This is a genomic window from Vulgatibacter sp. (assembly GCF_041687135.1).
Classification (GTDB): domain Bacteria; phylum Myxococcota; class Myxococcia; order Myxococcales; family Vulgatibacteraceae; genus JAWLCN01.
Window position 1 is genome coordinate 316,734 of the sequence record NZ_JAWLCN010000004.1, and the last position, 24,490, is coordinate 341,223.

The 24,490-nt window shown below is 69.8% G+C and carries 20 protein-coding genes; 6 read left to right on the forward strand and 14 right to left on the reverse strand.

Features of this window, described 5'->3' with window-relative positions:
• Positions 1 to 97 precede the first annotated feature (97 nt).
• From ACESMR_RS12475 to ACESMR_RS12485, 3 genes are all read right to left on the reverse strand, one after another.
• Entirely contained in the window at positions 98 to 1,561 is a 1,464-nt protein-coding gene (locus ACESMR_RS12475) for an NFACT family protein (RefSeq protein WP_373047405.1), read from the reverse strand.
• Between the two features lie 106 nt (positions 1,562 to 1,667).
• Entirely contained in the window at positions 1,668 to 2,276 is a 609-nt protein-coding gene (locus tag ACESMR_RS12480; protein WP_373047406.1) for a hypothetical protein, read from the reverse strand.
• Between the two features lie 186 nt (positions 2,277 to 2,462).
• Positions 2,463 to 2,909, reverse strand: coding sequence for a DUF6918 family protein (locus ACESMR_RS12485; RefSeq protein ID WP_373047407.1), 447 nt, complete (start codon positions 2,907 to 2,909; stop codon positions 2,463 to 2,465).
• A 211-nt stretch (positions 2,910 to 3,120) separates the two neighbouring features.
• On the opposite strand from ACESMR_RS12485, the gene ACESMR_RS12490 reads away from it, so the two are divergent.
• The 6 genes from ACESMR_RS12490 (at position 3,121) to ACESMR_RS12515 (ending at position 9,931) form a co-directional block, all read left to right on the forward strand.
• Positions 3,121 to 3,756, forward strand: coding sequence for a MotA/TolQ/ExbB proton channel family protein (locus ACESMR_RS12490; RefSeq protein ID WP_373047408.1), 636 nt, complete (start codon positions 3,121 to 3,123; stop codon positions 3,754 to 3,756).
• A gap of 3 nt (positions 3,757 to 3,759) precedes the next feature.
• The gene (locus ACESMR_RS12495; RefSeq protein WP_373047409.1) at positions 3,760 to 4,188 is read left to right on the forward strand and encodes an ExbD/TolR family protein; all 429 of its coding nucleotides are present in this window, start codon (positions 3,760 to 3,762) and stop codon (positions 4,186 to 4,188) included.
• 10 nt (positions 4,189 to 4,198) lie between these two features.
• Complete coding sequence (locus tag ACESMR_RS12500; protein ID WP_373047410.1) at positions 4,199 to 4,981, forward strand: energy transducer TonB; 783 nt, start codon at positions 4,199 to 4,201, stop codon at positions 4,979 to 4,981.
• A 38-nt stretch (positions 4,982 to 5,019) separates the two neighbouring features.
• The gene (locus ACESMR_RS12505; RefSeq protein WP_373047641.1) at positions 5,020 to 7,608 is read left to right on the forward strand and encodes a TonB family protein; all 2,589 of its coding nucleotides are present in this window, start codon (positions 5,020 to 5,022) and stop codon (positions 7,606 to 7,608) included.
• Position 7,609: 1 nt separating this feature from the next.
• Positions 7,610 to 8,830 (forward strand): hypothetical protein, encoded by a 1,221-nt coding sequence (locus tag ACESMR_RS12510; protein ID WP_373047411.1) that lies wholly within the window; start codon positions 7,610 to 7,612, stop codon positions 8,828 to 8,830.
• A 624-nt stretch (positions 8,831 to 9,454) separates the two neighbouring features.
• Positions 9,455 to 9,931 carry a hypothetical protein gene (locus ACESMR_RS12515; RefSeq protein ID WP_373047412.1) on the forward strand — a complete coding sequence of 159 codons (477 nt, stop codon included), beginning with the start codon at positions 9,455 to 9,457 and terminating at the stop codon, positions 9,929 to 9,931.
• A gap of 67 nt (positions 9,932 to 9,998) precedes the next feature.
• On the opposite strand, the gene ACESMR_RS12520 is transcribed toward ACESMR_RS12515, so the two are convergent.
• From ACESMR_RS12520 to metK, 11 genes are all read right to left on the reverse strand, one after another.
• Entirely contained in the window at positions 9,999 to 11,213 is a 1,215-nt protein-coding gene (locus ACESMR_RS12520) for an ATP-binding protein (protein ID WP_373047413.1), read from the reverse strand.
• Positions 11,214 to 11,308: 95 nt separating this feature from the next.
• Positions 11,309 to 12,274 (reverse strand): ROK family protein, encoded by a 966-nt coding sequence (locus ACESMR_RS12525; RefSeq protein ID WP_373047414.1) that lies wholly within the window; start codon positions 12,272 to 12,274, stop codon positions 11,309 to 11,311.
• Positions 12,275 to 12,276: 2 nt separating this feature from the next.
• Complete coding sequence (locus tag ACESMR_RS12530) at positions 12,277 to 13,644, reverse strand: phosphomannomutase/phosphoglucomutase (protein WP_373047642.1); 1,368 nt, start codon at positions 13,642 to 13,644, stop codon at positions 12,277 to 12,279.
• A 95-nt stretch (positions 13,645 to 13,739) separates the two neighbouring features.
• Positions 13,740 to 15,254 carry a TolC family protein gene (locus ACESMR_RS12535; protein ID WP_373047415.1) on the reverse strand — a complete coding sequence of 505 codons (1,515 nt, stop codon included), beginning with the start codon at positions 15,252 to 15,254 and terminating at the stop codon, positions 13,740 to 13,742.
• 147 nt (positions 15,255 to 15,401) lie between these two features.
• Positions 15,402 to 18,488: an efflux RND transporter permease subunit gene (locus ACESMR_RS12540; protein WP_373047416.1), complete on the reverse strand. Its 3,087-nt coding sequence runs from the start codon at positions 18,486 to 18,488 to the stop codon at positions 15,402 to 15,404.
• Between the two features lie 83 nt (positions 18,489 to 18,571).
• Entirely contained in the window at positions 18,572 to 19,678 is a 1,107-nt protein-coding gene (locus ACESMR_RS12545; RefSeq protein ID WP_373047417.1) for an efflux RND transporter periplasmic adaptor subunit, read from the reverse strand.
• Between the two features lie 124 nt (positions 19,679 to 19,802).
• The gene (locus tag ACESMR_RS12550) at positions 19,803 to 20,420 is read right to left on the reverse strand and encodes a TetR/AcrR family transcriptional regulator (protein ID WP_373047418.1); all 618 of its coding nucleotides are present in this window, start codon (positions 20,418 to 20,420) and stop codon (positions 19,803 to 19,805) included.
• Between the two features lie 78 nt (positions 20,421 to 20,498).
• Positions 20,499 to 21,578: a mannose-1-phosphate guanylyltransferase gene (locus tag ACESMR_RS12555; protein ID WP_373047419.1), complete on the reverse strand. Its 1,080-nt coding sequence runs from the start codon at positions 21,576 to 21,578 to the stop codon at positions 20,499 to 20,501.
• Positions 21,579 to 21,614: 36 nt separating this feature from the next.
• A complete protein-coding gene (locus tag ACESMR_RS12560; protein ID WP_373047420.1) occupies positions 21,615 to 22,244 on the reverse strand; it encodes an NUDIX hydrolase in 630 nt (209 codons plus the stop codon).
• On the reverse strand, positions 22,241 to 23,080 hold the full coding sequence (uppP, locus tag ACESMR_RS12565; RefSeq protein WP_373047421.1) for an undecaprenyl-diphosphatase UppP: 840 nt from the start codon (positions 23,078 to 23,080) through the stop codon (positions 22,241 to 22,243). The genes ACESMR_RS12560 and uppP overlap by 4 nt, the downstream gene beginning before the upstream one ends.
• A 183-nt stretch (positions 23,081 to 23,263) precedes the next feature.
• Positions 23,264 to 24,445, reverse strand: coding sequence for a methionine adenosyltransferase (gene metK, locus ACESMR_RS12570; protein WP_373047422.1), 1,182 nt, complete (start codon positions 24,443 to 24,445; stop codon positions 23,264 to 23,266).
• Positions 24,446 to 24,490: the final 45 nt, after the last annotated feature.

Below are 24,490 nucleotides of genomic sequence, written 5' to 3' on the forward strand. Positions count from 1 at the left end.
ATGCACGGGCATCGCGGCAGCTGGATGCGGCGGATTCGCGGGGAGGACGACGGAGCGCCCCTTTGGTTACGTTGGCGCATCGACGATTTTGCGGCGGCTACTCCGCCTGCTGGGAGAGAAGCCGCGCGATCCGCCCGTCGTCGTGGCGGTAGGGCGTCACCTTCTCCTGCACGTAGAGCACCGCGCCGGGACCGCTCCCCTTCGGCTTGCGGACGTGGCGCGCCTGGGTGTGGGCCACCTCCGCCACCGCCTCCCCCTTCGCGCCGCTGTAGTGGGTCGCGAGGGCGCAGGCATCGAGGAGGGTGTCGGGGTCTGCTTCGGCGCCGCGGGCCAGCGGCACCACCACGTGGGCGCCCGGCAATCCCCGCACGTGGAGCCAGAGGTCGTTCCCCTTCGCCACCTTGAAGGTGAGCTGGTCGTTCTCCTTCGAGCCGCGGCCCACCCAGATCGGCCTGCCGGTGGCGGAGACGAAGGCGCGGTAGGGCGGCCGGGCCTCGTCGCGGAGCTTCGCCCCCTGCTTCCGCGGCCTGGCGCCGAGCGCCGCCGCCTGCCTGGCGATCTCGTCGATCAGCGCCTCGGTGTCCGCCGCGTTGAGCCGCACCGCCAGATCCTGCAGGCGCTCGCGCTGCTCACCGAGCTGCGCACGGCGCTCGCCGATCCGCTCCTGCGCGGTGCGCATGCGGCGGTAGTCCTTGTAGTAGCGATCGAGGTTGGCCTTCGCCGAGAGCTCGGGGCGAAGCGGGACCAGCACCTCCTCGACGCCGGCCTCGCTGTATTCGGTGACCCGCACCGACGAGGCGCCGCGGGGGACGCGGTTCACCATTGTCTTGAGCAGATCGCCATAGCGGCGCAGATCCTCCGCCTTCGCGGCCCGGGAGGCTTCGTCCTCGAGCTTGCCCAGCGCCGACTCGATCCGCTTGCGGGCGGCCGCGATGCCGCGGGCTGCGTCGCGCCGCCTGTCGGCGAGGAGCCGCTCCCGCGACTTCGGCGCGTAGACCGCCTCGATCCCCTCGGAGATCGAGAAGGGGCCGCGGGCAGGATCGGCGGCGAAGCGGCGCCGCTCGCGCTGCGGCCTGGTGCCTGCTGGCGGCGGTGGCGGCGGCGCGTAGAGGTGGCCGGGCAGGATGGCGCGGGTCGTCGACGGGCTCGGCGCCGCCAGCCCGAGGACGCGGCCTCCGTCGTTCAGGAGCAGGAGGTTGCCGTGCCGTCCGGTGAGCTCCGCCACCAGGACCCGCGGGCCCTGCTGCGTGTCGAGGCGGATCCGAACGATGCGTTCGCCTGCGAGCTGCTCGAGCGCAGCGATCCGCGAGGGGAGGACGTGGGCGCGGAGGAGGTTCTGGATCGGCAGTGGCGCAGGCGGCGAGGCAGGGCGGGAGGTGGCGAGGTGGAGCCGGGTCTCGTCGGGGTCCGCCGCGAGGAGGAGCTGGTGGGTGGCCCCGGGGATCCGGAGCTCGAGGATCACCGTGCGCGGCGTCGGCGCGTAGATCTTCTGGATGGTGCCGCCGACCAGCGGCTGCAGCTCGGCGACCACATCGGCGATCTCTTCGGCGGAGAGCGACATGGCAGCAAGCCTACCCGATGCGTGGGACCGGCGTTGCGCAGGAACACGAAGGGCGGCATCCGCCCTTTCGGGAAGCTGCCGCCCTGGTGCGAACCGAAGGAGGGAATTACTCCGCCTTGGACTCGGGGGCCGTCTCGACGACCGGAGCAGCCTCGACCTTCTTGGCGCGGGGCTTGCGGGCGGTCCTGGGGGCGGCGGCGGTCTTCACCGTCTTCTTCGCCGCGGCGCGGGGCGCCTTGGCGACGGTCTTCTTGGCGGCGACCGGCTTCTTGGCCACGGTCTTCTTCGCGACGGTCTTCTTCGCGACGGCCTTCTTCGCGACAGGCTTCTTCGCGGCTGCCGGCTTCCGGGCGACGGCCTTCTTCGCCACGGTCTTCTTGGCGGCGGCCGGCTTCCTGGCGGTGGCCTTCTTCGCGGCGGCGGCCCTGGTGGTGGCCGGCTTCTTGGCGACAACCTTCTTGGCGGCGGCCTTCACGGTCCTGGTGGCGGCCTTGGCAGCCTTCTTGGCGCCGGCGGCCTTCGGGGTGGCGGTCCGGCCCCGGGCAGCGGTGGTCTTCGCTGCGGGCTTCGCAGCGGTGGCCTTCTTGCCGGCAGCGCGGGCTGCGGGCTTCTTCGCTGCTGCGGTCTTTGCACGAGCGGCGGTGCTCTTCGTCTTCTTGGCAGCGGCCGGCTTCTTCACGGCAGTCTTCTTCGCTGCGGGCTTGCGGGTGGCCATACGTCCCTCCTGGGTATTCGGGGCCAGAAACCTGCGCCAATGTATTTGGGTGAAATCTGACGTGTCAAGGAAAGCGCTAGTTGATCCCAAGGGATCCGCCTTCCCGACACATCCTGCGATGCATCGTTCGTCCTACATTTGAAACGACCGACGATGCGACGGTCACAACTTCGCGTGCGATGAAACTCAGCCTACATGCTTGTCGACGAGGCGGCCAATGCCCGGCACCGCGTCCTCGACGTTGCGCTGCGCCGCCGGGCGGAGCTTCTCGTAGGTGGCCTTGACCGGCCCCTTCTCCGCTTTGGCGATCCGGCCGTCCGTGATGGTGAGGAGCGCGTTCGCCACCGCCGGCGCCCGCGTGGAGAGGAACTTCTCCATCGGCTGCCCGGGGGCCTCGCGCTCCCGCTCTTCGTAGAAGGGCTCGAGCTTCTCGGCGAAGGCCGGGATCAGCTTGTCGAGCACGTGGGGGACGAAGTCGCTCTTCACCTTCTGGATCACGGCGAAGGCGCCCTTGAGAGCCAGCCCGGAGAGGCCGCCCTTCTTCTCGACTTCCGCCTGGACCAACCGCACCCCGTCCTGCACCACCGCCCGCCGGTTCTCCGGCGCCGCGAGCCTCTCCACCAGCTTTCCCACTTGCGTTCCTCCCGCCGAAGCGAAACGCGGCAATCTAGGTCGTCGTGTTTCGATGCAGCAAGGTGACACTTGAGGAAAGTCCCGGTGTTCCTCTCGCGGAACGCTGTAAGCGCTCGCGCATCGGGTCGTCTCCCCGTAGCGCGAACGGCACGGCCCCGCTGGAAAGCGAGAGGAACCTCATGTCAGAGTCCGCGGTCGCAAAGGAGGTCACATGCTGACCCACGAGCTGTTCAACGTCTTCACCTATGTCGGCGCCGAGTGGGTGCTGTGGCTTCTGGTTGCACTTTCGGTGATCTCCATCGCCGTGGTGGTCGAGCGCCTGATCTTCTTCCGGAAGAACAGCGCCCCCGAGGCAGCGGAGCTGCTGCCGATGCTGGCGGCGGGCAAATTCGACCAGGCCCGGTCGCTCCTCGAGGGCAAGCACGGCCTCGAGGCCAACGTGATCCGGGCGGCGATCGAGGCGGCCCCCAACGGCCCCGAGTCGGTGGAGGAGGTCATCGCCGGCACCATCGTCCGCTACCGGCCTCCCTACGAGCGCTTCCTCGCCTTCCTCGGCACCCTCGGCAACAACGCCCCCTTCGTCGGCCTCTTCGGCACGGTGATCGGCATCATCAAGGCCTTCGCCGATCTGGCGGTTGGCACCGCGGAAGGTGGCGCCGGCGCAGGCTCGTCGGTGGTGATGGCGGGCATCTCGGAGGCGCTCGTCGCCACCGCGGTGGGCATCTTCGTCGCCATCCCGGCGGTGGTCGCCTTCAACGGCTACAACCGCTGGCTCAAGACGATCGTCGCCCGCACCAACGCCTGCGGCCACGCCGTGGTGGCCTACCTGAAGCGCGAGGAGGCGTGAGCCATGGCGGGCGGAGCGCAGGACAACGACGAGGAGATGATCAGCGGGATCAACGTCACCCCGCTCGTCGACATCACCCTCGTGCTGCTCATCATCTTCATGGTCACCGCCACGTACATCGTGAAGGAGACCATCAACGTCGACCTGCCCAAGGCAGCCTCCGGCGGCCAGGCGGTGGGCACCACCCTCACCTTCGTCCTCGACAAGCAGGGCAAGCTCTACGTCGACGGCGAGGAGTCGAGCTTCGACAAGGCGCGGGCAGCGGTCCGCACCGCGGTGGCGGAGGACAAGGACGCGCGGGCGATCATCAGCGCGGACAAGAGCCTCTCGCACGGCCAGGTGGTGGAGCTCATCGATCTGGTGAAGACCGAGGGGCTGGTGAAGTTCGCGATCAACATCGAGAAGGACGCGGCAGCTGCTGCGGCGCCCTGAGGAGCCGATCGTGAACGCGCCCGAGCAGAACCGCAGCGGCTGGGTGATCCCCGCCGCGCTGGCGGTCTCGGTCGGCGTGCACCTGGGGCTCTTCGCCCTGCTCGCACAGGAGCCGCCGCCCGAGAAGAAGGACGAGACGGTGGAGTTCGTGCTGGTGGAGAAGGAACCACCGCCGCCTCCCCCGCCGCCGGAGCCCGAACCCGAGCCGGAACCGGAACCCGAACCGGAGCCGCCCCCGAAGCCCGCGCCGAAACCGCCGCCGCAGGTGGCGAAGGTGGATCCGCCGCCTCCGCCGCCGCCCAACACGCCGCCGCCAGCGGAGCCGCCGCCGCCGGACGCGAAGCCCGCGCCGATCAAGATCGGCATCTCGCTCTCCTCGACGACGCAGGGAGGCGACTTCGCGGTGGGCGTGGGCAACACGCTCTACGGCAAGGCGGACGACAAGGCTGCCGATCCGAACGAGGTGCGGCCCTATCGCGCGGAGGAGACGAAGCAGGCGCCGTTCGTGCCGTCGTCACGAGTGAGCAAGCTGCCGGGCAACCCGCGGGTGCCCGATCCCGGTTACTCCGAGGAGGCCCGGAAGGAACGGGTCGAGGGCAAGCTGATCCTCCGCGTGAAGATCGACGAGGAGGGTCGCGTGACCAGCGTGCGCGTGGTGAAGGGCCTCGGCTACGGCCTCGACGAGCGCGCCGTCGCCGCGATGAGGAAGGCGCGCTTCAGCCCGGCGATGGCGGACGGCCGCAACGTAGCCACCGAGATCAGCTACACGCTGACCTTCTTCCTGCAGGATTGAGCGCGGATCGCGCGCTTTCTAAGGGGTGTTTCGTGAAGATGCTCAAACTGCGCACGGCGCTGCTCTGCGCGCTCGTCCTCGCCCCGGCCTGGTCCGGTGCGCAGGTGCTGACGCGCGCTCCCGAGCTGCAGCAATTCGTGCAGGCCGAATACCCGCCCGACGCGGAGGCCGCCGGGATGACCGGCTCGGTGCTCCTCGAGATCGACATCGGCGAGGCCGGCGAGGTCCTCGACGCCCGGGTGATCGGGCCCGCCGGCAACGGCTTCGACGAGGCGGCGGTGGCAGCGGTGAAGCAATTCGTCTTCTCGCCCGCCGAGATCGACGAGAAGCCCGCGGCGGTCACCATCGAGTACCGCTACGACTTCCAGCTCCGCCCGAAGCAGGAGGAGACGGTCGAAGCCGAGGCCGAGGAGCCCGCGGTGGTCAACCTCCGCGGCAGGCTCCTCCAGCGCGGCAGCAAGGCGCCGCTGGTGGGCGCCACCGTCGACGTGAACGACGGCGCGGTGGTGGCGGTCTCCGACGAGGACGGCTTCTTCGAGGCGGCGGGCGTGCCGCTGGGCGAGGCGAAGGTCGTCGTCGTCGACGTGCGCCACGAGAAGTACGAGACCACCGAGACCATCGAGGACGGCAAGGTCACCGAGGTCGTCTACTACGTGCAGGCGAAGCCGACCTCGCCCTTCGAGCAGGTGGTGATCGGCAAGGCGGAGAAGAAGGAGGTCTCCACCGTCGCCATCTCCGCCGGCGAGCTCACCCGCATTCCCGGCACCTCCGGCGACACGGTGAAGGTGGTGCAGAACCTCCCCGGTGTCGCCCGCGCCCCCTACGGCAGCGGCCTGCTCATCATCCGCGGCGGCAACCCCAACGACACCAAGACCTACATCGACGGCACCGAAGTGCCGCTCATCTTCCACTTCGGCGGCCTCACCTCGGTCTACGCCAGCGAGCTCGTCGAAGAGGTGGAGTTCGAGCCCGGCAACTTCGGCGCCCGCTACGGCCGCGCCATCGGCGGCCGCGTCGAGCTCAAGACCCGCAAGCCGCAGATCGACCGACTCCACCTCGTCGCCGACGCCGACCTCTTCGACGCCACCGCCCTGGTGGAGACGCCGGTGGCCGAGAACCTCACCGTCGCGGTGGCGGCGCGCCGCTCCTACGTCGACGCGGTGATCAACGCGGCGGCAGCCGCCTCGCCGGATGCCTTCGGCGACATCGGCTTCGCGGTTGCGCCCCGCTACTACGACTACCAGGCGAAGCTGAACTACGAGGCGGACGACGCCAACAACCTGCGCCTCGACGTCTACGGCTCCGACGACGCCCTCGCCGTGGTCGGCGTCGACAGCGGCGGCGTGGAGAACTCCAGCGCCTTCGACACCTCGACCCGCTTCGTCCGGATCGGTCTCACCTGGGATCACCGCATGAGCGAGAGCACCAGGGCGCGGCTGCAGTTCACGCCGGGCTTCGACGACTTCGGCTTCAACTTCGATCCGCTCTTCTTCCAGATCCAGCAGACCACCGCCAACACCCGCGCCGAGATCTTCCACGACGTCTCGGAGAGCTTCTCCATCGGCGGCGGCCTCGACCTCGCCTTCGGCGAGCAACGGGTCCGCACCCAGCTGCCCCGCCCCACGCCCCGCGGCCAGATCCCGCCGCCCGACTTCCGGCAGGATCTCGTCGCCGCCGACCTGGAGATCACCTACGTCGGCCCCGGCTTCTGGACCGAGGCGATCTGGCAGCCGATCGAATCCCTGAAGCTCGTCCCCGGCATCCGCTTCGACTACGACTCCTTCATCGACTCGGCGTGGATCGATCCGCGCTTCGCCGCGCGCTTCACCCTGGACGAGCAGACGGTGCTCAAGGGCGCGGTGGGCATCTACCACCAGGCGCCGACGCCGCAGTACGCCACGGTGGAGTTCGGCAATCCCGACGTGAAGGAGGAGGGCGCGATCCAGTACATGATCGGCGCCGAGCGCCGGATCGCAGGTCCCGTCAGCGCCGATCTGCAGCTCTACTACAAGGATCTCTTCGACGCGGTGGCGCAGTCCGACCGGCTGGTCGAGCGCGGCGGCGAGCTCGTCCCCGAGCGCTACACCAACGACGGCACCGGCCGCTCCTACGGCGCGGAGGTGCTCCTCCGCTACGATCCCGACGGCCGCTTCTTCGGTTGGATCGCCTACTCGATTTCCCGCGTGGAGTACGAGGAGGGCCGCGCCAACTCCCGGAGCGACGGCGCCGATCAATTCGACCAGCCCCACAACCTGGTGGCCCTCGGCTCGCTGGAGCTGCCGGAGATCTGGAACGGCCTCTCCTTCGGCTTCCGCGCCCGCTACACCACCGGCGGCCCGAAGTGGCAGACCGCCGGCGGCCTCTACGACGTCGACGCCGACGACTACCGGAGCCTGCCGCGGGGCCGCAGCTCCGACGAGCGGCTCCCCGACTTCTTCCAGCTCGATCTGCGCGTGGACAAGAAGTGGACCTTCGACACCGCCACGCTCACCGCCTACCTCGACGTGCAGAACGTCCTCAATCGCGAGAACAGCGAGGGGACGGACTACAACTACGACTTCACCGAGGTCCAGAACCAGCCGGGCCTCCCGCTCTTCCCCTCCTTCGGCATCCGGTGGGAGTACTGACATGCGGCGCCTTCCGACCCTTCTCGCAGCAGCGCTGCTGCTTACCGCCTGCGGCGAGCAATTCGATCCGCCCTCCTACGTGAACAAGCTCCGGCTCCTCGCCATCCGCGCCGACGCGCCGGAGATCGAGACGCCTGCCCGCGGCGAGGACGGCACGCCCCTCGATCCGCAGCCCGAGGGGCGCGCGCCGGATCGCACCACGATCACGTCGCTTATCGCCGATCCCCTGCAGATCGACGACGCCGCCCGGGAGGCGGTGGTGGTCTACCTCGCCTGCACCCCGGAGCCCGGCAGCCTCGAGGCGGGGATCTGCAGCCTGGTGGAGACCTACGCCGATCCGACGCAGCTGCCCGAGCTCCTCCAACAGGGCGGCGGCGCCTGCGGTGGTGGCGGCGGCACGCCCCCCGGCGTATTCGGCCAGGGGATCACCGGCGGGATCAGCTTCGCCGGCTTCGAGCGTTGTGATCAGGAGCTGGGCTGCAGGCCGGTGGAGACCACCGTCGGCGGCACCCCCGTCACCTTCCCGGCGCCGACCTACGTGCTCCCCGAGGACTTCGATCTCGAGGCGCTGCCCGCTGGCCACCCGCAGCGCACCAACGGCGTGCAGGTGCTCACCATCGCCATCGCGGTGGTGGCCACCCCCGCGGAGCTCCTCGACGGCGCCGATCCTGCCGACGCCTGCGCCTTCGCCGATCGCGTCAGCGCCAACCTCGGGCGGCTGCTGGAGAGCCGCGAGCGGATCACCGCGATCAAGCGGGTGCAGGTCCGCGGCCCCGACAACGGCGACGAGGTGAACGTCAACCCGGTGATCGAGGGCTTCTCCGCCAACGGCACGCCGCTGCCCGCCGAGCTCGCGGAGCCCGTGCAGGCCGAGGCGCGCTTCGCGCCGGCGAAGAAGGCGAAGCTGCTCCCGGCGCTGCCCCTGGGCGGCGACGGCCAGCCCCTCACCGACGAGGCGGTCTACCAGCCCTACACCCGCTACGACGCCGAGGGGGAGTTCCTCCGCGAGGAGCGCGAGGCGTGGCTGTGGTCCTGGTTCACCACCGGCGGCCAGTTCGAGCAGGACCGCACCCGCGCCCTCGACGAGGCGCAGGAGTGGACCGCCCCCGGCGACGACGCCGACTACCCCGTCCCCGCCCACCGCCGCGTCTTTCTCTACAGCGTCGTCCGCGACGCCCGCGGCGGCATCGCCTGGGCGAAGCGCGAGGTGCGGATCGACTGACAGGACTTCGCCGTGGCGACGTGAACCGCGCGTTTGCGCGATCGCTGTGCGAGACACGTGTTCTCGAGGTGATCGACGCAGCCTGTCGCTGACACAAGGGTGGCCATGACAGCAATCCTTCGGCTCGGTCTGATCGCCTGCCTGGCGGCGTGTAGCGGCGCGGATCGTCCGGCACCCTTCGACAGTCCCGGCTCCGGTGGAGGTTCTGCCGGAGCTGGGGGAGCCGGCGGTTCGGGCGGGCGCGTTCCACTACCTGCGGGAGGCAGCGGTGGCGGCGGAGATGGCGGCGCCGGAGGCAACGCAGGGACCGACGCATGCGGGAAGCTGGCGATCGACCTTGCTTCGCCGAGCGGCGCGGTACCAACCGACCTTGCTGGAACGCTGCGCTTCCAGGATGGCGCACTGGACATCCTCTGCCTCGCAGGACCGGACGTCGCTCCGGATTCCCCCGGGACCTACCGCTGCGAAGAGGGCCGGATCGTCGTCGCGCCCCGCGGCGACCTCTCGCCACCGGCGCATCTGGATCTCGCCTCGCGGGACGGCCGGTTCGTTGCGACCGGTGCGCTCGATGTCGAGCAAGCGGAGCTCCACCCCGGCTGCCCCACGTACCGGGCGTCGGTCGTGATGGAAGAACGTCCGGCGCCCACGGCGCACGTCGTCTTCAAGCTGCGCCTCGCCTCGAGCGCAGGGACTCCCGTCTTCATCTACGAGGCAAACGACCGCTTCACCGGCTGGGTACGTGTAGCGGGCGAGGGTGGAGAGCCCGTGGCTGCCTTCGACGACGCCTACCTCGACCAATGCACCGCGTGCGGCAGCGGCATGAGCCAGGGCCAGGTCGTCCCCGATACCTACGAGCTCCAGCCGGGTGAGGAGCGCCAGGCCACGTGGCGCCACCGTTGGGAGGAGCTCGGCTGCTGGTACGGCCCCTACTGCGACGTGCAGCGCTGGATCGAGCCCGGGCCCTACAGCGCGACCTTCTGCTGGGGAGCGACGCGCTCGACCGAATGGCCGCATATCCCCCAGGAGACGACCTGCCACACCGTGCCCTTCGTCGTCCCGGACCAGGGCTCCGTCGTGGTCGAGCACACGATCGGCGGCTGACCGGCGGCCCCTGCATGTCGCGGACGCGCCTGCCATCCGCGCGGACCTTCGCAGTGCCAGGCTGCGCTCAGGGAGAGGGATGCCAGTTCGCCTTCTTCGCGCGGCGCAGCAGGTATTGGCGGAACTTCGGTGCCGTATAGTCGTATTGCCCCTTCCGAACCCGGTAGATGACGCCAGACTCGACCATCCGCCCCAGGAGGACGTTGATGTTGCCGGCGCTCTTGTCGCTGACCTCGTTGATCTCCGAGACGAGGAGCGGCGGGTAGGTGGGCGCTGCAGCTGTTGCCAGCAGAAGATCCTGCTCGGCTGGGGTCAGCGTCGAGATTCTGGGCTCGTAGAACTCGAGGTCGAGCCTTCGGTAGACCTCATCGGTCGTGGCATCGAACGTCACCGAGTTGATCTGGGAGGTCGATGCGTGGTGGGCCGCGTCCCACAGCTCAGCTCCCCAAAGCTGCACGAAGTAGGGGTAGCCCTCGACCTCGTCGACGACGCGGTCAACCACCTCCTGGGTGATGTCGACCGCTCCGTCCTTCAAAGGCTCGGTGAGTGCGCGGCACGCCTCGATCCGCTCGAGCGAGCCGATCTCTTCCGCTCGAAACATCCGCTCGGTGTAGGACCGCGCTTTGAGCAGGTTGCCGGTGAGAGTCGGCAGACCGCAGAGAACGAGCCCAATTGGCAGCAGTTGCCGCTGCAACGCCACGACCGATGCGATGAGAATCGACAGCGGATGATCGCCATGTCGATCCCGGTCGTCCCGGATGACCTGCGCCTCGTCGAGCAGGAGGACGATTCCGCTCATCCCCTTGCCGAGCGCGAGCTCGCACAGTTCGAGCAGGATCTTCGCGATGGACTCGCTCCCCGCTCCACGGGAGGCGGGATCGATGGCGAGCGTCACGTCGCTGAGCGTCACGGAAAACGTCCCCGCCGCTCGGACCGCGTCGCCGACCACGGCGCGAAGCCGGGCCATCTTCGAGATGCGGTGGCGTGCTTGCTCGGCGACCTGGGTGACCGCGCGCGTGATCCCGTCATCGGTATTGTGGCCAGGCCCCAATTCCAGCGATCCGGTGGCCCAACCTGCGCGCGTCGCCCGGTCTGCGAACTCCTGGAGAAGGACGGTCTTGCCGACTCCGCGCAGGCCGGTGAGACGCATGTTGGCCGGCTGCTCCGGTGCTGCACGCAGCATGGAGTCGAAGCGGCGCAGCGGCAGGTCCCTGCCGGCGAGGTAGGGAGGCCGCGTCCCGACGCCTGGGCGGAACGGGTTCTTCCCCGGCAACTGGTTCATTACAGCACCCCTGTAAGGTTCGCAGGAACATTACAGGAATATTGTAAGTAGTCAAAGGCCGGGGCGGTGCTGTCGGTTCGGCCTTCAGACCCTTTTCAGCTCGCGACGAGCAGCCCCAGCAGCCCCGCGCCGATCACGCCGGCGTCGTCGCCCAGCGCGGCGTCGAGGATGGTCGCCTGCGCCATGTGGGCAGGCTGGGCGCTGCGGCGGATCCACTCGATCGCCTCGCTCTTCATGCCGGGCATGCCGGTGAGCACGCCGCCGCCGAGGATCAGCCTCGAGGGGTTGAGCACGGTGACGAGGTTGCCCACCTGGACGCCGAGCATCTGGGCGATCTCGGAGCGGAGCTGCTGCGCCTCCGTGTCGCCCTCCTCCGCCGCCAGCTCCAGCGCCGAGCCGCCGATGCGGGTGGCATCGCCGCCCGCTGCCTTGAGGATCGCCTGCGCCTTGCCGCCGGCCTCGAGCTCCTTGATCCGCCGGGTGATGTTGTGGCCGCCGACGTAGGCCTCGAGGCAGCCGAGTTCGCCGCAGCCGCAGGGCCTGCCGCCGGCCACCACCTTCACGTGGCCGAACTCGCCGGCGATGCCGCCGGCGCCCTCGTAGAGCGCGCCGTTCAGGATGAGCCCCGAGCCCACGCCGCTGCCGACGAAGACGAGGATCACGTCGCGGGCGCCCCGCGCCCCGCCGACCGCCGCCTCGCCCCACGCCGCGGCGGAGAGGTCGTTGACGATCCGCGCCCGCCGCCCCAGCTCGCGCTCCACCAGCGCGCCGAAGGGGACGTTGCGCCAGCCGAGGTTGGGGCCGACCAGGACCATGCCGGTGGAGCCGAGGCATTGCCCCGCCACGCCGACGCCGATGCCGCCCACCTGCTCGAGCGACGCGCCCACGTTGGCGAGCACGTCGCGCGCCCCCTCGGCCAGCTCCTTCGCCACCGCCTCCGGCGAACGATCGGTGAGCTTGCGCTTCACCGAGGAGCGCACGTGTCCGTCCGCCTCGACCACGGCGACGCGGACGTTGGTGCCTCCCAGGTCGCAACCCAGGGCGATGGCGGCAGCGCTCATCTTCAGCCCACCCTCTTCTCGAGCTCGGTCAGCGTTCCTTCGATGAGCTGGCGGATCTCCTCGAGCCTTTCGGGCGTCTGCGCCTCGTAGCGGAGCACGAGGATCGGCTGCGTGTTGGACGCACGCACCAGGCCCCAGCCGTCGGGGAAGACGACGCGCACGCCGTCCACGTCGATCACCTCGTGGCCCTTCGACCGGAAGTGCTCGGTGGCCATCTTCACCAGCGCGAACTTCCGCTCCTCGGTCTCCGCGTCCCGGCGGATCTCGGGCGAGGCCCAGGTCTTCGGCACATCGGCGAGCATCTCGGAGAGGGGCCGCTTCTCGTGGGAGAGGATCTCGAGGAGGCGCGCGCCGGCGTAGATGCCGTCGTCGAAGCCGAACCAGCGGTTCTGGAAGAAGATGTGGCCGCTCATCTCGCCGGCGAGGGAGGCCTTCGTCTCCTTCATCTTCGCCTTGATCAGCGAGTGGCCCGCCTTCCACATCACGGGCTTGCCGCCGTGCTTCTCGATGTCGTCGTACATCGTCTGCGAGCACTTCACCTCGCCGACGATGGCCGTGCCCGGCTCCTCCTTCAGCACCGCGCGGCTGTAGAGGATCATCAGCTGATCGCCCCAGAGGATGCTCCCCTGGTCGTCGACCACGCCGATGCGATCCGCGTCGCCGTCGAAGGCGATGCCGAGGTCCGCCCGCTCGGCGGTGGTCTTGGCCTTCAGCTCGGCGACGTTCTCCTCCACCGTCGGATCCGGGTGGTGGTTGGGGAAGGTGCCGTCCGGCTCGAGGTACATGCCGGTGAAGTCGACGCCGAGCGCGGTGTAGAGCCGCTGCGCCACGTCGCCGCCCACGCCGTTGCCGGCGTCGACGATCGCCCGGAGCTTGCGCGGCCCCATCTTCAGGGTGCTCGTGACGTGCTCGATGTAGCGGGGGACGACGTCGAGCTCCTCGGTGATGCCGTGGCCCGAGGGGAAGTCGCCCTGCTCCACGATCCGCCGCAGCGCCTGGATCTCGCTGCCGTGGAGCGTGGTCTTGCCCACGCCGATCTTGAAGCCGTTGTACTCGGGCGGGTTGTGGGAGCCGGTGATCATCACCAGCCCGTCGATCCCCTCGAGGACGTGGGCGGCGAAATAGGTGAGCGGCGTGGGGACGACGCCGATGTCGACCACGTCGATGCCGGAATCGTTCAGGGCCCGCGAGAAGATGCCCCGGAAGACCGTGGAGGAGGTCCGGCAATCCCGGCCCAGGACCACGCGCTTGCCGCCGCGGTCCTTGATCATCCGGGCGAAGCCCCTGGCAATGAGGGAGACGCTGTCCGGGTGGAGGTCTTTGTCGACGAGACCCCGGATGTCGTATTCGCGGAAGATGTGCGGGTTGATCTGCGCCATGGGTGGCCTTCGGTCCTCGGGTTGGAAAAGCGCGGGGATCTATAGATCCCCGCGCCCACCCCGGCAACGGCCACCTGCCCGGGAGATCAGGGGAAGCGTTCCACTCCGAACGTGCCCATCGACCGGGAGAGCCGCAGGGCGGCGACGGCGGCGTTGAGCTGCTCGGTGACCACGCTCACGTCCGCTGCGAATTCCGTGGCGTTGGCGTCGATGACGTCGAGGTAGGTGGCGGCGCCCGCCTCGTATTGTGCACGAACGAGCGTTGCGCTCTCCTTGGCGAGGCGCGAGGCCTCCTCGGCGGAGATGAGGTTGGCGCGGGCGCTCTCGAGCTCCAGCAGCGCCGTCTTCACCTCCCGGCTCACGGTGCGCGAGAGGTTCTCGCGCTCGGCCCGGGACTGCGCGAGCTGGCTCTTCGCCTCGTCGACGTCCGCGTAGCGGTTCCAGTCGAAGATGGTGAAGATGGCGCTCACCGTCACCGCCCAGGTCTCGGTCTCGCCGGTGAAGCCGCCGACGTTGGCCCAGCGGTAGGCGCCGTTGGCGGCGATCACCGGGGCGAACTGCCAGTAGGCGGCCTTCACCGCCCGCTCGGCGATCTCCACCGCATCCCGCTGCGCGGCGAGGTCCCTGCGGCGCTGCAGGCCGGCGCGCACGTACTCGTCGATGGAGCCCGCGGCGGGCACCTCGACCTCCGGCGGCGCCACCACGGTGAAGGGCTCCTCCACGCCGATGAGCGCGGCGATGGCGAGCTTCGCGGAGACGTACGCGTTCTGTGCCCGGACCAGGTCCTGCTCGAAGCGCGAGCGCTGCACCGCTGCGCGGAGGTAGCCGACCTTGGGGATCTCGCCGACGTCGAAGCGCGCCTGCGCCACGCGCTCCTGCTCCCTGGCGGAGGCGAGCTGCGCGGCGGAGACCTCGATGATCCGCTTCGCCGCCACCGCGCCGTAGTAGGCCTGGGTGAGCCCGAAGATGAGCTCGTTGCGCGCGAAGGTGATCTGGTTCTCCACCAGCTCGGTGGCCTGCCGGGCGTTGGCGATGCCGTAGTAGGCGGGCATCACCAGCAGCGGCATCGTCGCCTCGAGCTGCGCGCCCCACTGGTTCTCCGGCTGGATGTCGACCGGCACGAACTCGTTGGGGACGAAGACCCCGCTGCCCGCCGGCTGCTCGGAGAGGCCCGCGGCGAAGTTGGGGAAGGCGATCTCCGCCGCCACCGAGTTGCGGGTGTAGCTGCCCACCAGGTTCACCACCGGCAGGAGCGAGGCCCAGGCCCGCTGCACGTTGATGTTCGCCCGCTCGAGGTTCTCGCGGAGCACCGTGAGGTCGAGGGCGCCCTCCGGCAGGTCGGCGCGGCGCACCGCCTCCTCGAGGGTGAGCACCGGCGCGTCGGCCTGTGGCACCACCTCGTCGGGATCGATGATGAGCTCGGGCGCCTCTGCAGGCGCCTGCACGTTGGAGCCCGGCTGCACCGGCCGCGTCTCGGGCTGCTGCTGTGCGGGCTGCTGCTCCTCCTGCGCCACGGCGAAGCCAGGCGCGAGCAGAGCGAGAGCGGTAGCGAGGGCAAGGGGCCGACGCAGGGAGTGGTTCTTGGACCGATCGGGAATCATCTCAGGGCTCTTTCGTGGAAACCTTGCGCGGCCCCCCGGGGACTGCGCTCCACCGCATCGGGGGCGCAGCCTACCGCATGGATGCAGGCTGGATGAGATGCGAGTGGCAGCACCCGGCCCCCCGGCCCGGGTGCTGCCCGTTGGCCTTCAGGCGGCCAGGTCCTCGTGGGCCTCGACGGGCCGGGGCTTGCGCTTGAGCACGCGGTCGACCCGGGCCTTCGCCCCTTCGAAGAGCGAGTAGACCACCGGCACGATGCCGAGGGTGAGCACCGTCGAGGTTACGAGGCCGCCGATGATCGCGATCGCCATCGGCACGCGGGTCTCGGCGCCGTCGCCCCGGGCCATGGCCACGGGGACCATGCCGCCGATCATCGCGATGGTGGTCATCAGGATCGGGCGGAGCCGCAAAGGCCCTGCCTCCATCAGCGCGTCGAAGACCGACTTGCCCTCGCGGCGGAGCTGGTTGGTGAAGTCCACGAGCAGAATGCCGTTCTTCGCCACCAGGCCCATCAGCATGATGATGCCGATCATGGCGAACATCGACATCTCCTGCCCGGCGATGAGCAGGCCGCCGATGGCGCCGATCACCGCGAAGGGGAGCGACATCATGATGGTGAGGGGGTCGATGAAGCTCTCGAACTGCGCCGCGAGGATCATGTAGAGCAGCACGATGGCCAGGAGGAGCGCGAGGCCGAAGGCCTTGCCCGCGTCGGCGAGCTGCTTGGCGTTGCCCTCGAAGTCGGCGACCACGCCCTGGGGAAGCTCCGTGGCCGCGTAGTGCTGCAGGAAGGTCATCGCCTCGCTGAGGCTCATGCCGTCGAGGTTGGCGAGCATGGTGACCTGGCGCATGCGGGCCTGGCGATCGATCTGCGAGGGGCCGGCGCTCTCCTCGAGGTCGGCGATGCTGCGCAGCTCCACCAGCTGGCCGGTGGCCGAGCGCATGGTGAGGCTGCCGAGGCTGCCGGCGTCGGCGCGCACCGCCTCGGGGAGCTTGAGCACCACGTCGTAGGTCTCGTTGCCCATCCGGATGTCGCCGACCTTGTCGCCGCCGAGGAGGGCGCGCAGGGTCTGGCCCACGCTCGCCGCGGGGATGCCCACCGCTGCGGCGCGCTCGCGGTCGAGCTGCACGTCGATCTGCGGCTTGCCGGGTCGGTAGGTGGAGTCGACGTCGACGAAGCCTTCCTTCGCCTTCATCACGGCGCCCAGCTTCTCCGCCGCGGCGCCGAGGGCCTCGTAGTCGTTGCTGCGGATGTTGAGCTGCACCTGCTGGGTGTGGCCGCCGCCCACCGCGGCGATCTCCTGCACGCCGATGGTGGTGTCGGCGCTGCGCACGAGGCTCTCGCGGGCCCAGCGCATCAGCTCCTGCTGCTTGTAGCCGCGCTGGGCGAGGGGCTGGAGCGCCACGAGGATCTCGCCCTTGTGCACCTCCTCCTGCGCGCCGGCGCCGACGGTGGTGAAGACGTTCGCCACGCCGGGCACCGCCTCGAGCTGCGCCGCCAGGTCGCGCACCCGGGACTGGGTCAGCTCGAGATTCGAGCCCACCGGCAGCTCCACCGAGACCTTGAACTCGCCGCGATCCTGCTCGGGGATGAAGGTCGCCTTGAGCATGCCGGCGAGCATCACCGTGCCCACGAGGACCACCGAGGCGAGGCCCATCATCGCGGCGCGGTGGGTGAGCATCCAGCGCAGGGTCACCTTGTAGAAGGACTCGATCGAGCGCAGGACCCGCTCGATCGCCTGGCTGATCTTCCCGCCCTCGCCGTGGTGGCGCAGGAGCTTGGCCGAGAGCATCGGCGTCAGCGTCAGCGACACGAAGAAGGAGATGATCACCGAGACCGCCACGGTGATGCCGAACTGGTAGAAGAACTTGCCCATGATGCCTTCCATGAAGGCCACGGGCACGAAGACCGCCACGATGGAGAGCGTCACCGCGAGCACCGCGAGGGCGATCTCCTTGGTGCCTTCCCAGGCGGCGCGGAAGGGCGACTTGCCCTCCTCCATGTGACGGACGACGTTCTCGATCACCACGATGGCGTCGTCGATCAAGAGGCCGATCGAAAGGGTGAGCGCCAGCATCGTGATGATGTTGAAGGTGAAGCCGAGCGCCTCGATCACCGCGAAGGTGCCGATCACCGAGACCGGCAGCGCCACCGCGGAGATGATGGTGGAGCGGCCGTTGCGCAGGAAGAGGAGCACGATGACGACGGCGAGGAGGCCGCCGATGATCATGTCGTGCTGCACGCCCTCGATCGAGGAGCGGATGAAGCGCGAGTTGTCGGAGACGGTGGAGAGCACCGCACCCTCGGGCAGCTGCGACTGGACGCTGGCCAGCGCCGACTTGAGCTCGTCAGCCACCGCCACGGTGTTGGCGCCGGACTGCTTCTTCACCTGCAGCGCCACCGCGGACTCCCCCATGAAGCGGGCGGCGGAGCGGGCCTCCTCGGGGCCGTCGATCACGTTGGCCACGTCGCGGATGCGCACCGGCGAAGGGGTGGGCGCCGGGATGATCAGCTCGCGGATCTGGTCGGCGCTCTTCGCCTCGGAGGTGAGCTTGATGGTCCGCTCGCGTGCGGCCTCGGCGGTGCGGCCGCCGGGGATCTCGATGCTCTGCGCCTGCACCGCAGCGACCACGTCGCTGGCGGCGAGGCCGTAGCCCCGGAGGCGATCCGGATCGATCTCGATCTGGATCTGGCGCTCGCGGCCACCGACGATGTCCACCGCGCCGACGCCGGCCTTCTGCTGCAGCGCGGGCTTCACCACGTCGTCGGCGAGGCGGGTGAGCTCCTCCACCGGCACCGGGCCGGCGAGGGCGAAGGTCATCACCGGCGCCGCGCCGATGTCGAACTTCTCGACCACCGGCGTCTCGATCTCCTGGGGGAGATCGCGGAGCGTCGCCTGGACCTTGTCGCGCACTTCCTGCGCGGCGATGTCCGGATCCTTGTCGAGGTCGAACTGCACCACGACCTGCGAGACCGACTCCACGTTGACCGAGCGCAGGGTCTCGAGGCCGGAGAGGGTGTTGATCGACTCCTCGAGGGGGTCGGAGACGTCCTGCTCCATCGTCGCCGGATCGGCGCCCGGCATCACCGTGAGCACGGTGACCACCGGGAATTCGACCTCCGGGAACTGGTCCACGCCGATGCGCGGATAGGCGAACATGCCGAACACCACGAACGCCGCCACGAGCATCGTGGTGAAGACCGGCCGCGTGATGAAGGTTTTGATCGGATCCATCGAACTTCACACTCGCCGCGCGCTTGCGCCGCCGGCGCCCTGCGGCGCACCCGAAGGGCGCCGCGATCCATCCGTTCGTACCGTTACTGGAGCACCTGGACGGCCATGCCGTCCTTCAGGTTGGCGCCGTTGTCGGCCACCACCTGTGCGGCGCCGTCGAGGCCGCCGAGGACCCGGACCACGCCGGGGGAGACGGCCTCCGCCTCGATCTCGGCGCGGACGACCTTCCCCTCGTTCACCAGCCAGACGAAGCGCTTCTCGCCTTCCTTGCGGACCGACTGCGCCGGCAGGTAGAGCCCAGCCGCTGCGACGTCGGCGGTGACCGAGAAGTCCACCTCGACCATCGCGTTGGGCCGCATCGCCGGGCTGCGCTCGCCGACGAGATCCGCCCGGACCTCGACGGTGCGGGCGCCGGACTCGACCACCGTGCCCACGGTCCGGACCTTCGCCTCGAAGGCGGTGCCGGTGGGGTGGACCACCCCGCGGACGATGGCGCCGGGCTGCACGGTGGAGACCACCGTCTCGGGGACCGGCAGCACCACCTCGAGGTTGGTGGCGTCCACCAGCCCGATCACCGGCGTGGGCGGCATCATCGCCACGTACTCGCCGACGTTCTTCAGCTTGGCGGTCACGGTGCCGTCGAAGGGCGCCCGCAGGGTGTGGTCGGCCAGCATCTTCGAGGCGTTCCGCGCTGCGGCGCGGGCCTGCTTGAGGCTCGCCTCCGCCTGCTTGAACCCCGCCTCGGCCTTCTCGAGGCCCGCGGGGGAGACGCCGCCGGAGGCCCGGAGCGAGCGGGCCCGCTCGAGGTCCTGGGTCGCCACCTCGAGGCCCGCCTCCGCCATCGCCACCGCGGCCTTCGCCTGCTCCACGCCGATGGCGGCGCTGGTTGCGTCGAGGCGGAGGAGCACGTCGCCCTTCTTCACCCGGTCGCCGACCTCCACCGCGATCGAGGCGATGCTGCCGCTCGCCCTGGCGCTGAGCATCGCCTCGTTGCGGGCGAGGAGCCTGCCGGTGGCCTTCACCAGATCGCCGGCGAGCTCGGTCCGCGGCTGGACCACCCGCACGCCGACCGTCGCCACGTCGGCGGAACGCTCGGGGAGCGCTGCCTTCTCTGCTGCGCCGGAGCAGCCTGCGAGGAGACCGGCTGCGACAAGGGCTGGGACCAGGATGCGTCCGATTGCGTGGCTCATGCGGGGCCTTTCACTGCGCCGAATCATCGTTCGGCCATTTCGAATGCGCGTTTATTTGCGGTGAAGCGGACCTTTGTCAAGTCGATCGGCCGATCGCTCGACGAGGTGCGTCGAACCGCTGGAATTACTTGGAATTCCCGGAGCCCGAGAGCCCGTGGAAGAAGAGGTCGAGGAGCCGGGGGATCCCCTCCTCGAGGCTCGAATCCGAGGGCCCGCGGAGCCAGCGGACGAAGAATCCGTGGGTCATGCCGGCGAAGGCGAGGGCGAGATCCGCTGGCTCCCAGCCGCCGAGCTCCTCGGGGCGGGCCTCCTGGCGGAAGAATTGCTCGAAGTCGAGGGCCGACATCTCCACCGGGGTGAGGGCCTCTTCCCGGGCGGCGTTGCACATCGCCCCGTCGCTCGAGAAGTAGAAGAAGCGGATCGCGTCCCGGTGGCGCTTGGCCACCTCGGTCTGCCGACGGACGAGCAGATCCAGCTTCTGGCGCAGGGTCAGCCCCTCGGGGACCGGGAGCTCGAGGGCGGAGAAGCGCTCGTTCCGGATCGACTCGAAGAGCCCCCGGATGATCTCCTCCTTGCTGGAGAAGTAGCTGTAGAGCGACGCGGCGGTGTAGCCGGCCTCCCGGGCGATGTCCTGCATCGTGGCGCCGGTGAAGCCGCGGCTGGCGAACGCCCGGGCAGCTGCCTCCAGGATGTCCTGGCGGGTGCGGGCGATCTCGCGGGCGCGTCGAGGGGTCGTTGCCATCGAATTGAATCTCCGTTCGATCTTCCGAACGGCTGATAGCATCGAAGGAATTTCCGTGCAACGCGGCCGAGCCGCGTTCTAGAGCAACTTGCCGTCGCCCCTGGCCCGGAGGGCCTCCACCACCTTGCGGACCTCCTGCGCCCGGTCGCGGTTGCAGACGAGGAGGGCGTCCCCGGCGTCGACCACGATCAGGTCGGAGACGCCGATCAGCGCCACCGGCTTGTTCCCCTGCCCGAGCACCACGTTCTGCAGGGCGTCGAAGAGCATCACGTTGCCGGAGGTGACGTTCCCTGCCGCGTCCGCCTCCCGGACTTCGGGGAGCGAGGAGAAGGAGCCGAGATCCGACCAGGTGAACGAGGCCGGTACCACGGCGATGTCCTGCGCCTTCTCCATCACCGCGTAGTCGATCGAGATCGAGGGACAGGTGGGGAAATGCCGGGCCACCGCCCGGGCGAAACCCGCGGTGCCGACCGAAGGCGCGATCTTCGCCAGCGCCGCGGCGCAGTCGGGGAGGTGCTCGCGGAGCTCCTCCAGGATCCGATCGGCCCGGAAGGCGAACATGCCCGCGTTCCAGAGGTAGCCGCCGGCGGCGAGGTAGCCCTTCGCCCGCTCGCGATCGGGCTTCTCGTGGAAGGCGGTGACCCGGTGGCCCCCGCCCTTCGCCAGCGGTGCGCCGACCTGGATGTAGCCGAAGCCCGTCTCCGCCCGGGTGGGCTGGACGCCGATGGTGACCAGCGAGCCCCGCCCCGCGAGATCCACCGCCCGCTGCACCGTCTCCCGGAAGGCCTGGAGATCGAGGATCGCGTGATCGGAGGGGAGGACGAGGAGGACGCCCTTCGGATCGCGGGCAGCGACCACGGTGGCGGCGAGGCCGATCGCCGGCGCGGTGTTGCGTGCGGCGGGCTCCACCACCACCCCGCCCCGCGCCTCCTCCGGCAGCATCCTGCGGATCGCCGGCGCGTGGGCCCTGCCGCAAACCGTGACGATGTCTTCGAGGCGTGAGAGTCCCACCAGCCGCGCCGCCGTGTCGGCGACCAGGGGTTTGTCGGAGGCGAGCGGCAGGAGCTGCTTCGGCTTCTTCTCGCGGGAGAGGGGCCAGAACCTGGTGCCGCTGCCGCCGGCGAGGATCACGGGATGGATGCGCTTCTTCGTCGCCATGGCGGGGCGCACTCTACTTCGAAACGCGGCGGCGCCCTACCAGCGCACCTTCTCCCAGGGCACTTCGCCGCTGGGTTCGAGCGGCCTGTCCAGCGCGAGCTCGAGGAGCTGCCGGAGCATGCGCGCGGTGGCGCCCCAGATCACGTGCTCGCCGCCCCACTCGAAGAAGTTCACCGTCCTCGTGCCGCCGAAGGTCGAGACCCGCAGGGCCCCGGGCTCGATCAGCCTGGCGATGGGCACGTGGAGGATCGCCGCCACCTCGCTCGGATCGGGGACGAGGTCGAGGGGCCAGCGCCGCAGCCTGCCGATGAAGGGGGAGACGAGGTAGCCGGTGATGGTGGCGTAGCGGTCGAGCCGCCCGAGGATCTCCACCTGCTCGGGACGCAGGCCCACCTCCTCCTGCGACTCGCGCAAGGCGCAGGCGAGCTCGTCCTCGCAGCCGTCGCGGCCGCCGCCGGGGAAGGCGATCTGGCCGGGATGTTTGCCGAGGTGATCGCTGCGCCGCAGGAGCACCACGCCGGGCTCGCCCCGCTCCTCGTAGAGCGGGATGAGCACCGAGGCCGGGCGCAGCTGCCGCTCCGGATCGGCGCCGGCATCGGCCAGGCCGCCGACCGCCCTGCCCTCCACCGCGTGGCGCACTGCCTCGAGGAAGGCGTCGGCGGTCACACGTGCACCAGGATCCCCGCACCGAGCAGGCCCAGGAGCAGCACGGCGAGGCCGATGCGGTAGGCGACGAAGACCATGACCGAGCGCTTCTTGAGGAAGGCGATGAGCCCCGCGATCGCGGCGTAGCCCACGACGAAGGAGACCACCGTGCCGGCGACGAGGGTGAGGACGCCGTCGCTGCTGATCCCCGCCTGGTAGAGCTCGAGGAGCTCCTTGAGACCCGCGCCGGAGATCGCCGGGATCGAGAGGAGGAAGGAGAAGCGCGCGGCCTCCGCCCGGTCGAGGCCGCGGAGGAGCCCCGCCGCGATGGTCGAGCCCGAGCGGGAGACGCCGGGGATGAGCGCGAACATCTGGGCGGTGCCCACCAGCAGCGCGTCGGCAAGGGTGATCGAGCGGTTGCCTTCGGTGGGCCCGGCGCGCTTGCCGGCGAAGCGATCGGCGATGCCCATCAGCACGCCCACCACCACCAGCGCGCCGGCGATGACGTAGAGGCTGCGGAGCTCGGTCTTGATCGCCTGCTGGAAGAGGAGGCCCGCCACCACGATCGGCACCGAGCCGGCGCAGATGTAGAAGCCGAGGCGCGCGTCCGGATCCTGCAGCGGCTTGCCGGCCTTGAGGCCGCGGAAGACGCCCCGGATGATCTCGGCGAGATCCTTGCGGAAGTAGACCAGGACCGCGAGGACGGTGCCGATCTGGATCACCGCCGAGAAGGCGGCGCCGGGATCGTTCCAGCCCAGCAGCGCGGGAATCACGCGGAGGTGCGCGGTGGACGAGATCGGCAGGAACTCGGTGAGGCCCTGCACGATGCCGAGGATGATCGATTCGAGAAGCGTCATGCGTCCGTCAGGCGCGCCCCACGGTGAGAAGGACGGGCGACCGGAGGCAAGGATCGACACGCGCCCACGAACAGGGAAGCCCCGGCCCTCCAACCAGGTTCCCGGGCCGCCGCTTCCCCGCCCTGCGGGGTGCGGCGGCAGCTCGGAGCCGCCGGTGGGCGGCCCCTCGGTACTCCTGGCCGCTCAGCCCGCGATGCGGACGCCGGTGAAGCCGGCGGCGTCGCGAAGCGCGTCGACCTTGTCGAGCCGCTCCCACGTGAACTCCGGCTCGGTCCTGCCGAAGTGCCCGTAGCCCGCCGTCTTCTTGTAGATGGGGCGGAGGAGATCGAGGCTCTCGATGATCTGCGCGGGCTTGAGGCCGAAGACGCGGCGGATCGCCTGCTCGATCTTCTCCTCGGAGACCTGCGCGGTGCCGAAGGTCTCGACGTGCACGCTCACCGGCTCCGCGATGCCGATGGCATAGGCGACCTGCACCTCGCAACGGGTGGCGAGGCCGGCGGCGACCACGTTCTTCGCCACGTAGCGCATCATGTAGGCCGCGGAGCGATCGACCTTCGAGGGATCCTTGCCCGAGAAGGCGCCGCCGCCGTGGCGGCCCATGCCGCCGTAGGTGTCGACGATGATCTTGCGGCCGGTGAGGCCGGAGTCACCCATCGGCCCGCCGACCACGAAGCGGCCGGTGGGGTTGATGAAGAAGCGGGTCTTCGCGTCGATCAGCGAGGAAGGCAACGCCTTCGCGATCACCAGCTCGCGCACCACCTGCTCGATCTCCTGGTTGGAGACCTCGGGGCTGTGCTGGGTGGAGACCACGATCGAGTCGGCGTGGACCGGCTTGCCCTCGATGTAGCGGAGCGCGACCTGGGCCTTGCCGTCGGGGCGGAGCCACTGCACCTCTCCCGACTTGCGGATGTCGGTGAGGCGCTTGGTGAGGAGGTGGGCGTAGTGGATCGGCGCCGGCATGAGGGCGTCGGTCTCGGTGCAGGCGTAGCCGAACATCATGCCCTGGTCGCCGGCGCCCTGCTCCTTCTGCTCGCTGGAGTCGACGCCCTGGGCGATGTCGGGGGACTGCTGCTCGAGGGCGACGAGGATCCCGCAGGTGCCGCCGTCGAAGCCCATCGAGGAGTCGGTGTAGCCGATCTCGTTGACGGTCCTGCGGACCACCGCGGGGAAGTTCACGTTCGCGGTGGAGGTGACCTCGCCGGCGAGGGTGACGAAGCCGGTCTTGGCGAGGGTCTCGACCGCGACACGGGCCTTGGGATCCTGCTCGAGGAGGGCGTCGAGGACGGCGTCCGAGACGTGATCGCAAAGCTTGTCGGGATGGCCTTCGGTCACCGACTCGGAGGCGAACACGTAATCCCTCGGCATCTGGAATCTCCTAGGAAATCAGGCCCGTTCGCCCCATGGAACGGC

Bases quoted from the DNA above. Each gene is read 5' to 3' on its own strand.
- ACESMR_RS12510 (WP_373047411.1), top strand. From the start codon at position 7,610: ATGCGGCGCCTTCCGACCCTTCTCGCAGCAGCGCTGCTGCTTACCGCC.
- ACESMR_RS12540 (WP_373047416.1), bottom strand. From the start codon at position 18,488: ATGGATCCGATCAAAACCTTCATCACGCGGCCGGTCTTCACCACGATG.
- ACESMR_RS12520 (WP_373047413.1), bottom strand. From the start codon at position 11,213: ATGAACCAGTTGCCGGGGAAGAACCCGTTCCGCCCAGGCGTCGGGACG.
- ACESMR_RS12525 (WP_373047414.1), bottom strand. From the start codon at position 12,274: ATGAGCGCTGCCGCCATCGCCCTGGGTTGCGACCTGGGAGGCACCAAC.
- ACESMR_RS12515 (WP_373047412.1), top strand. From the start codon at position 9,455: ATGGAAGAACGTCCGGCGCCCACGGCGCACGTCGTCTTCAAGCTGCGC.
- ACESMR_RS12490 (WP_373047408.1), top strand. From the start codon at position 3,121: ATGCTGACCCACGAGCTGTTCAACGTCTTCACCTATGTCGGCGCCGAG.
- ACESMR_RS12480 (WP_373047406.1), bottom strand. From the start codon at position 2,276: ATGGCCACCCGCAAGCCCGCAGCGAAGAAGACTGCCGTGAAGAAGCCG.
- ACESMR_RS12475 (WP_373047405.1), bottom strand. From the start codon at position 1,561: ATGTCGCTCTCCGCCGAAGAGATCGCCGATGTGGTCGCCGAGCTGCAG.
- ACESMR_RS12550 (WP_373047418.1), bottom strand. From the start codon at position 20,420: ATGGCAACGACCCCTCGACGCGCCCGCGAGATCGCCCGCACCCGCCAG.
- ACESMR_RS12535 (WP_373047415.1), bottom strand. From the start codon at position 15,254: ATGATTCCCGATCGGTCCAAGAACCACTCCCTGCGTCGGCCCCTTGCC.
- ACESMR_RS12495 (WP_373047409.1), top strand. From the start codon at position 3,760: ATGGCGGGCGGAGCGCAGGACAACGACGAGGAGATGATCAGCGGGATC.
- ACESMR_RS12505 (WP_373047641.1), top strand. From the start codon at position 5,020: ATGCTCAAACTGCGCACGGCGCTGCTCTGCGCGCTCGTCCTCGCCCCG.
- uppP (WP_373047421.1), bottom strand. From the start codon at position 23,080: ATGACGCTTCTCGAATCGATCATCCTCGGCATCGTGCAGGGCCTCACC.
- ACESMR_RS12555 (WP_373047419.1), bottom strand. From the start codon at position 21,578: ATGGCGACGAAGAAGCGCATCCATCCCGTGATCCTCGCCGGCGGCAGC.
- ACESMR_RS12545 (WP_373047417.1), bottom strand. From the start codon at position 19,678: ATGAGCCACGCAATCGGACGCATCCTGGTCCCAGCCCTTGTCGCAGCC.
- metK (WP_373047422.1), bottom strand. From the start codon at position 24,445: ATGCCGAGGGATTACGTGTTCGCCTCCGAGTCGGTGACCGAAGGCCAT.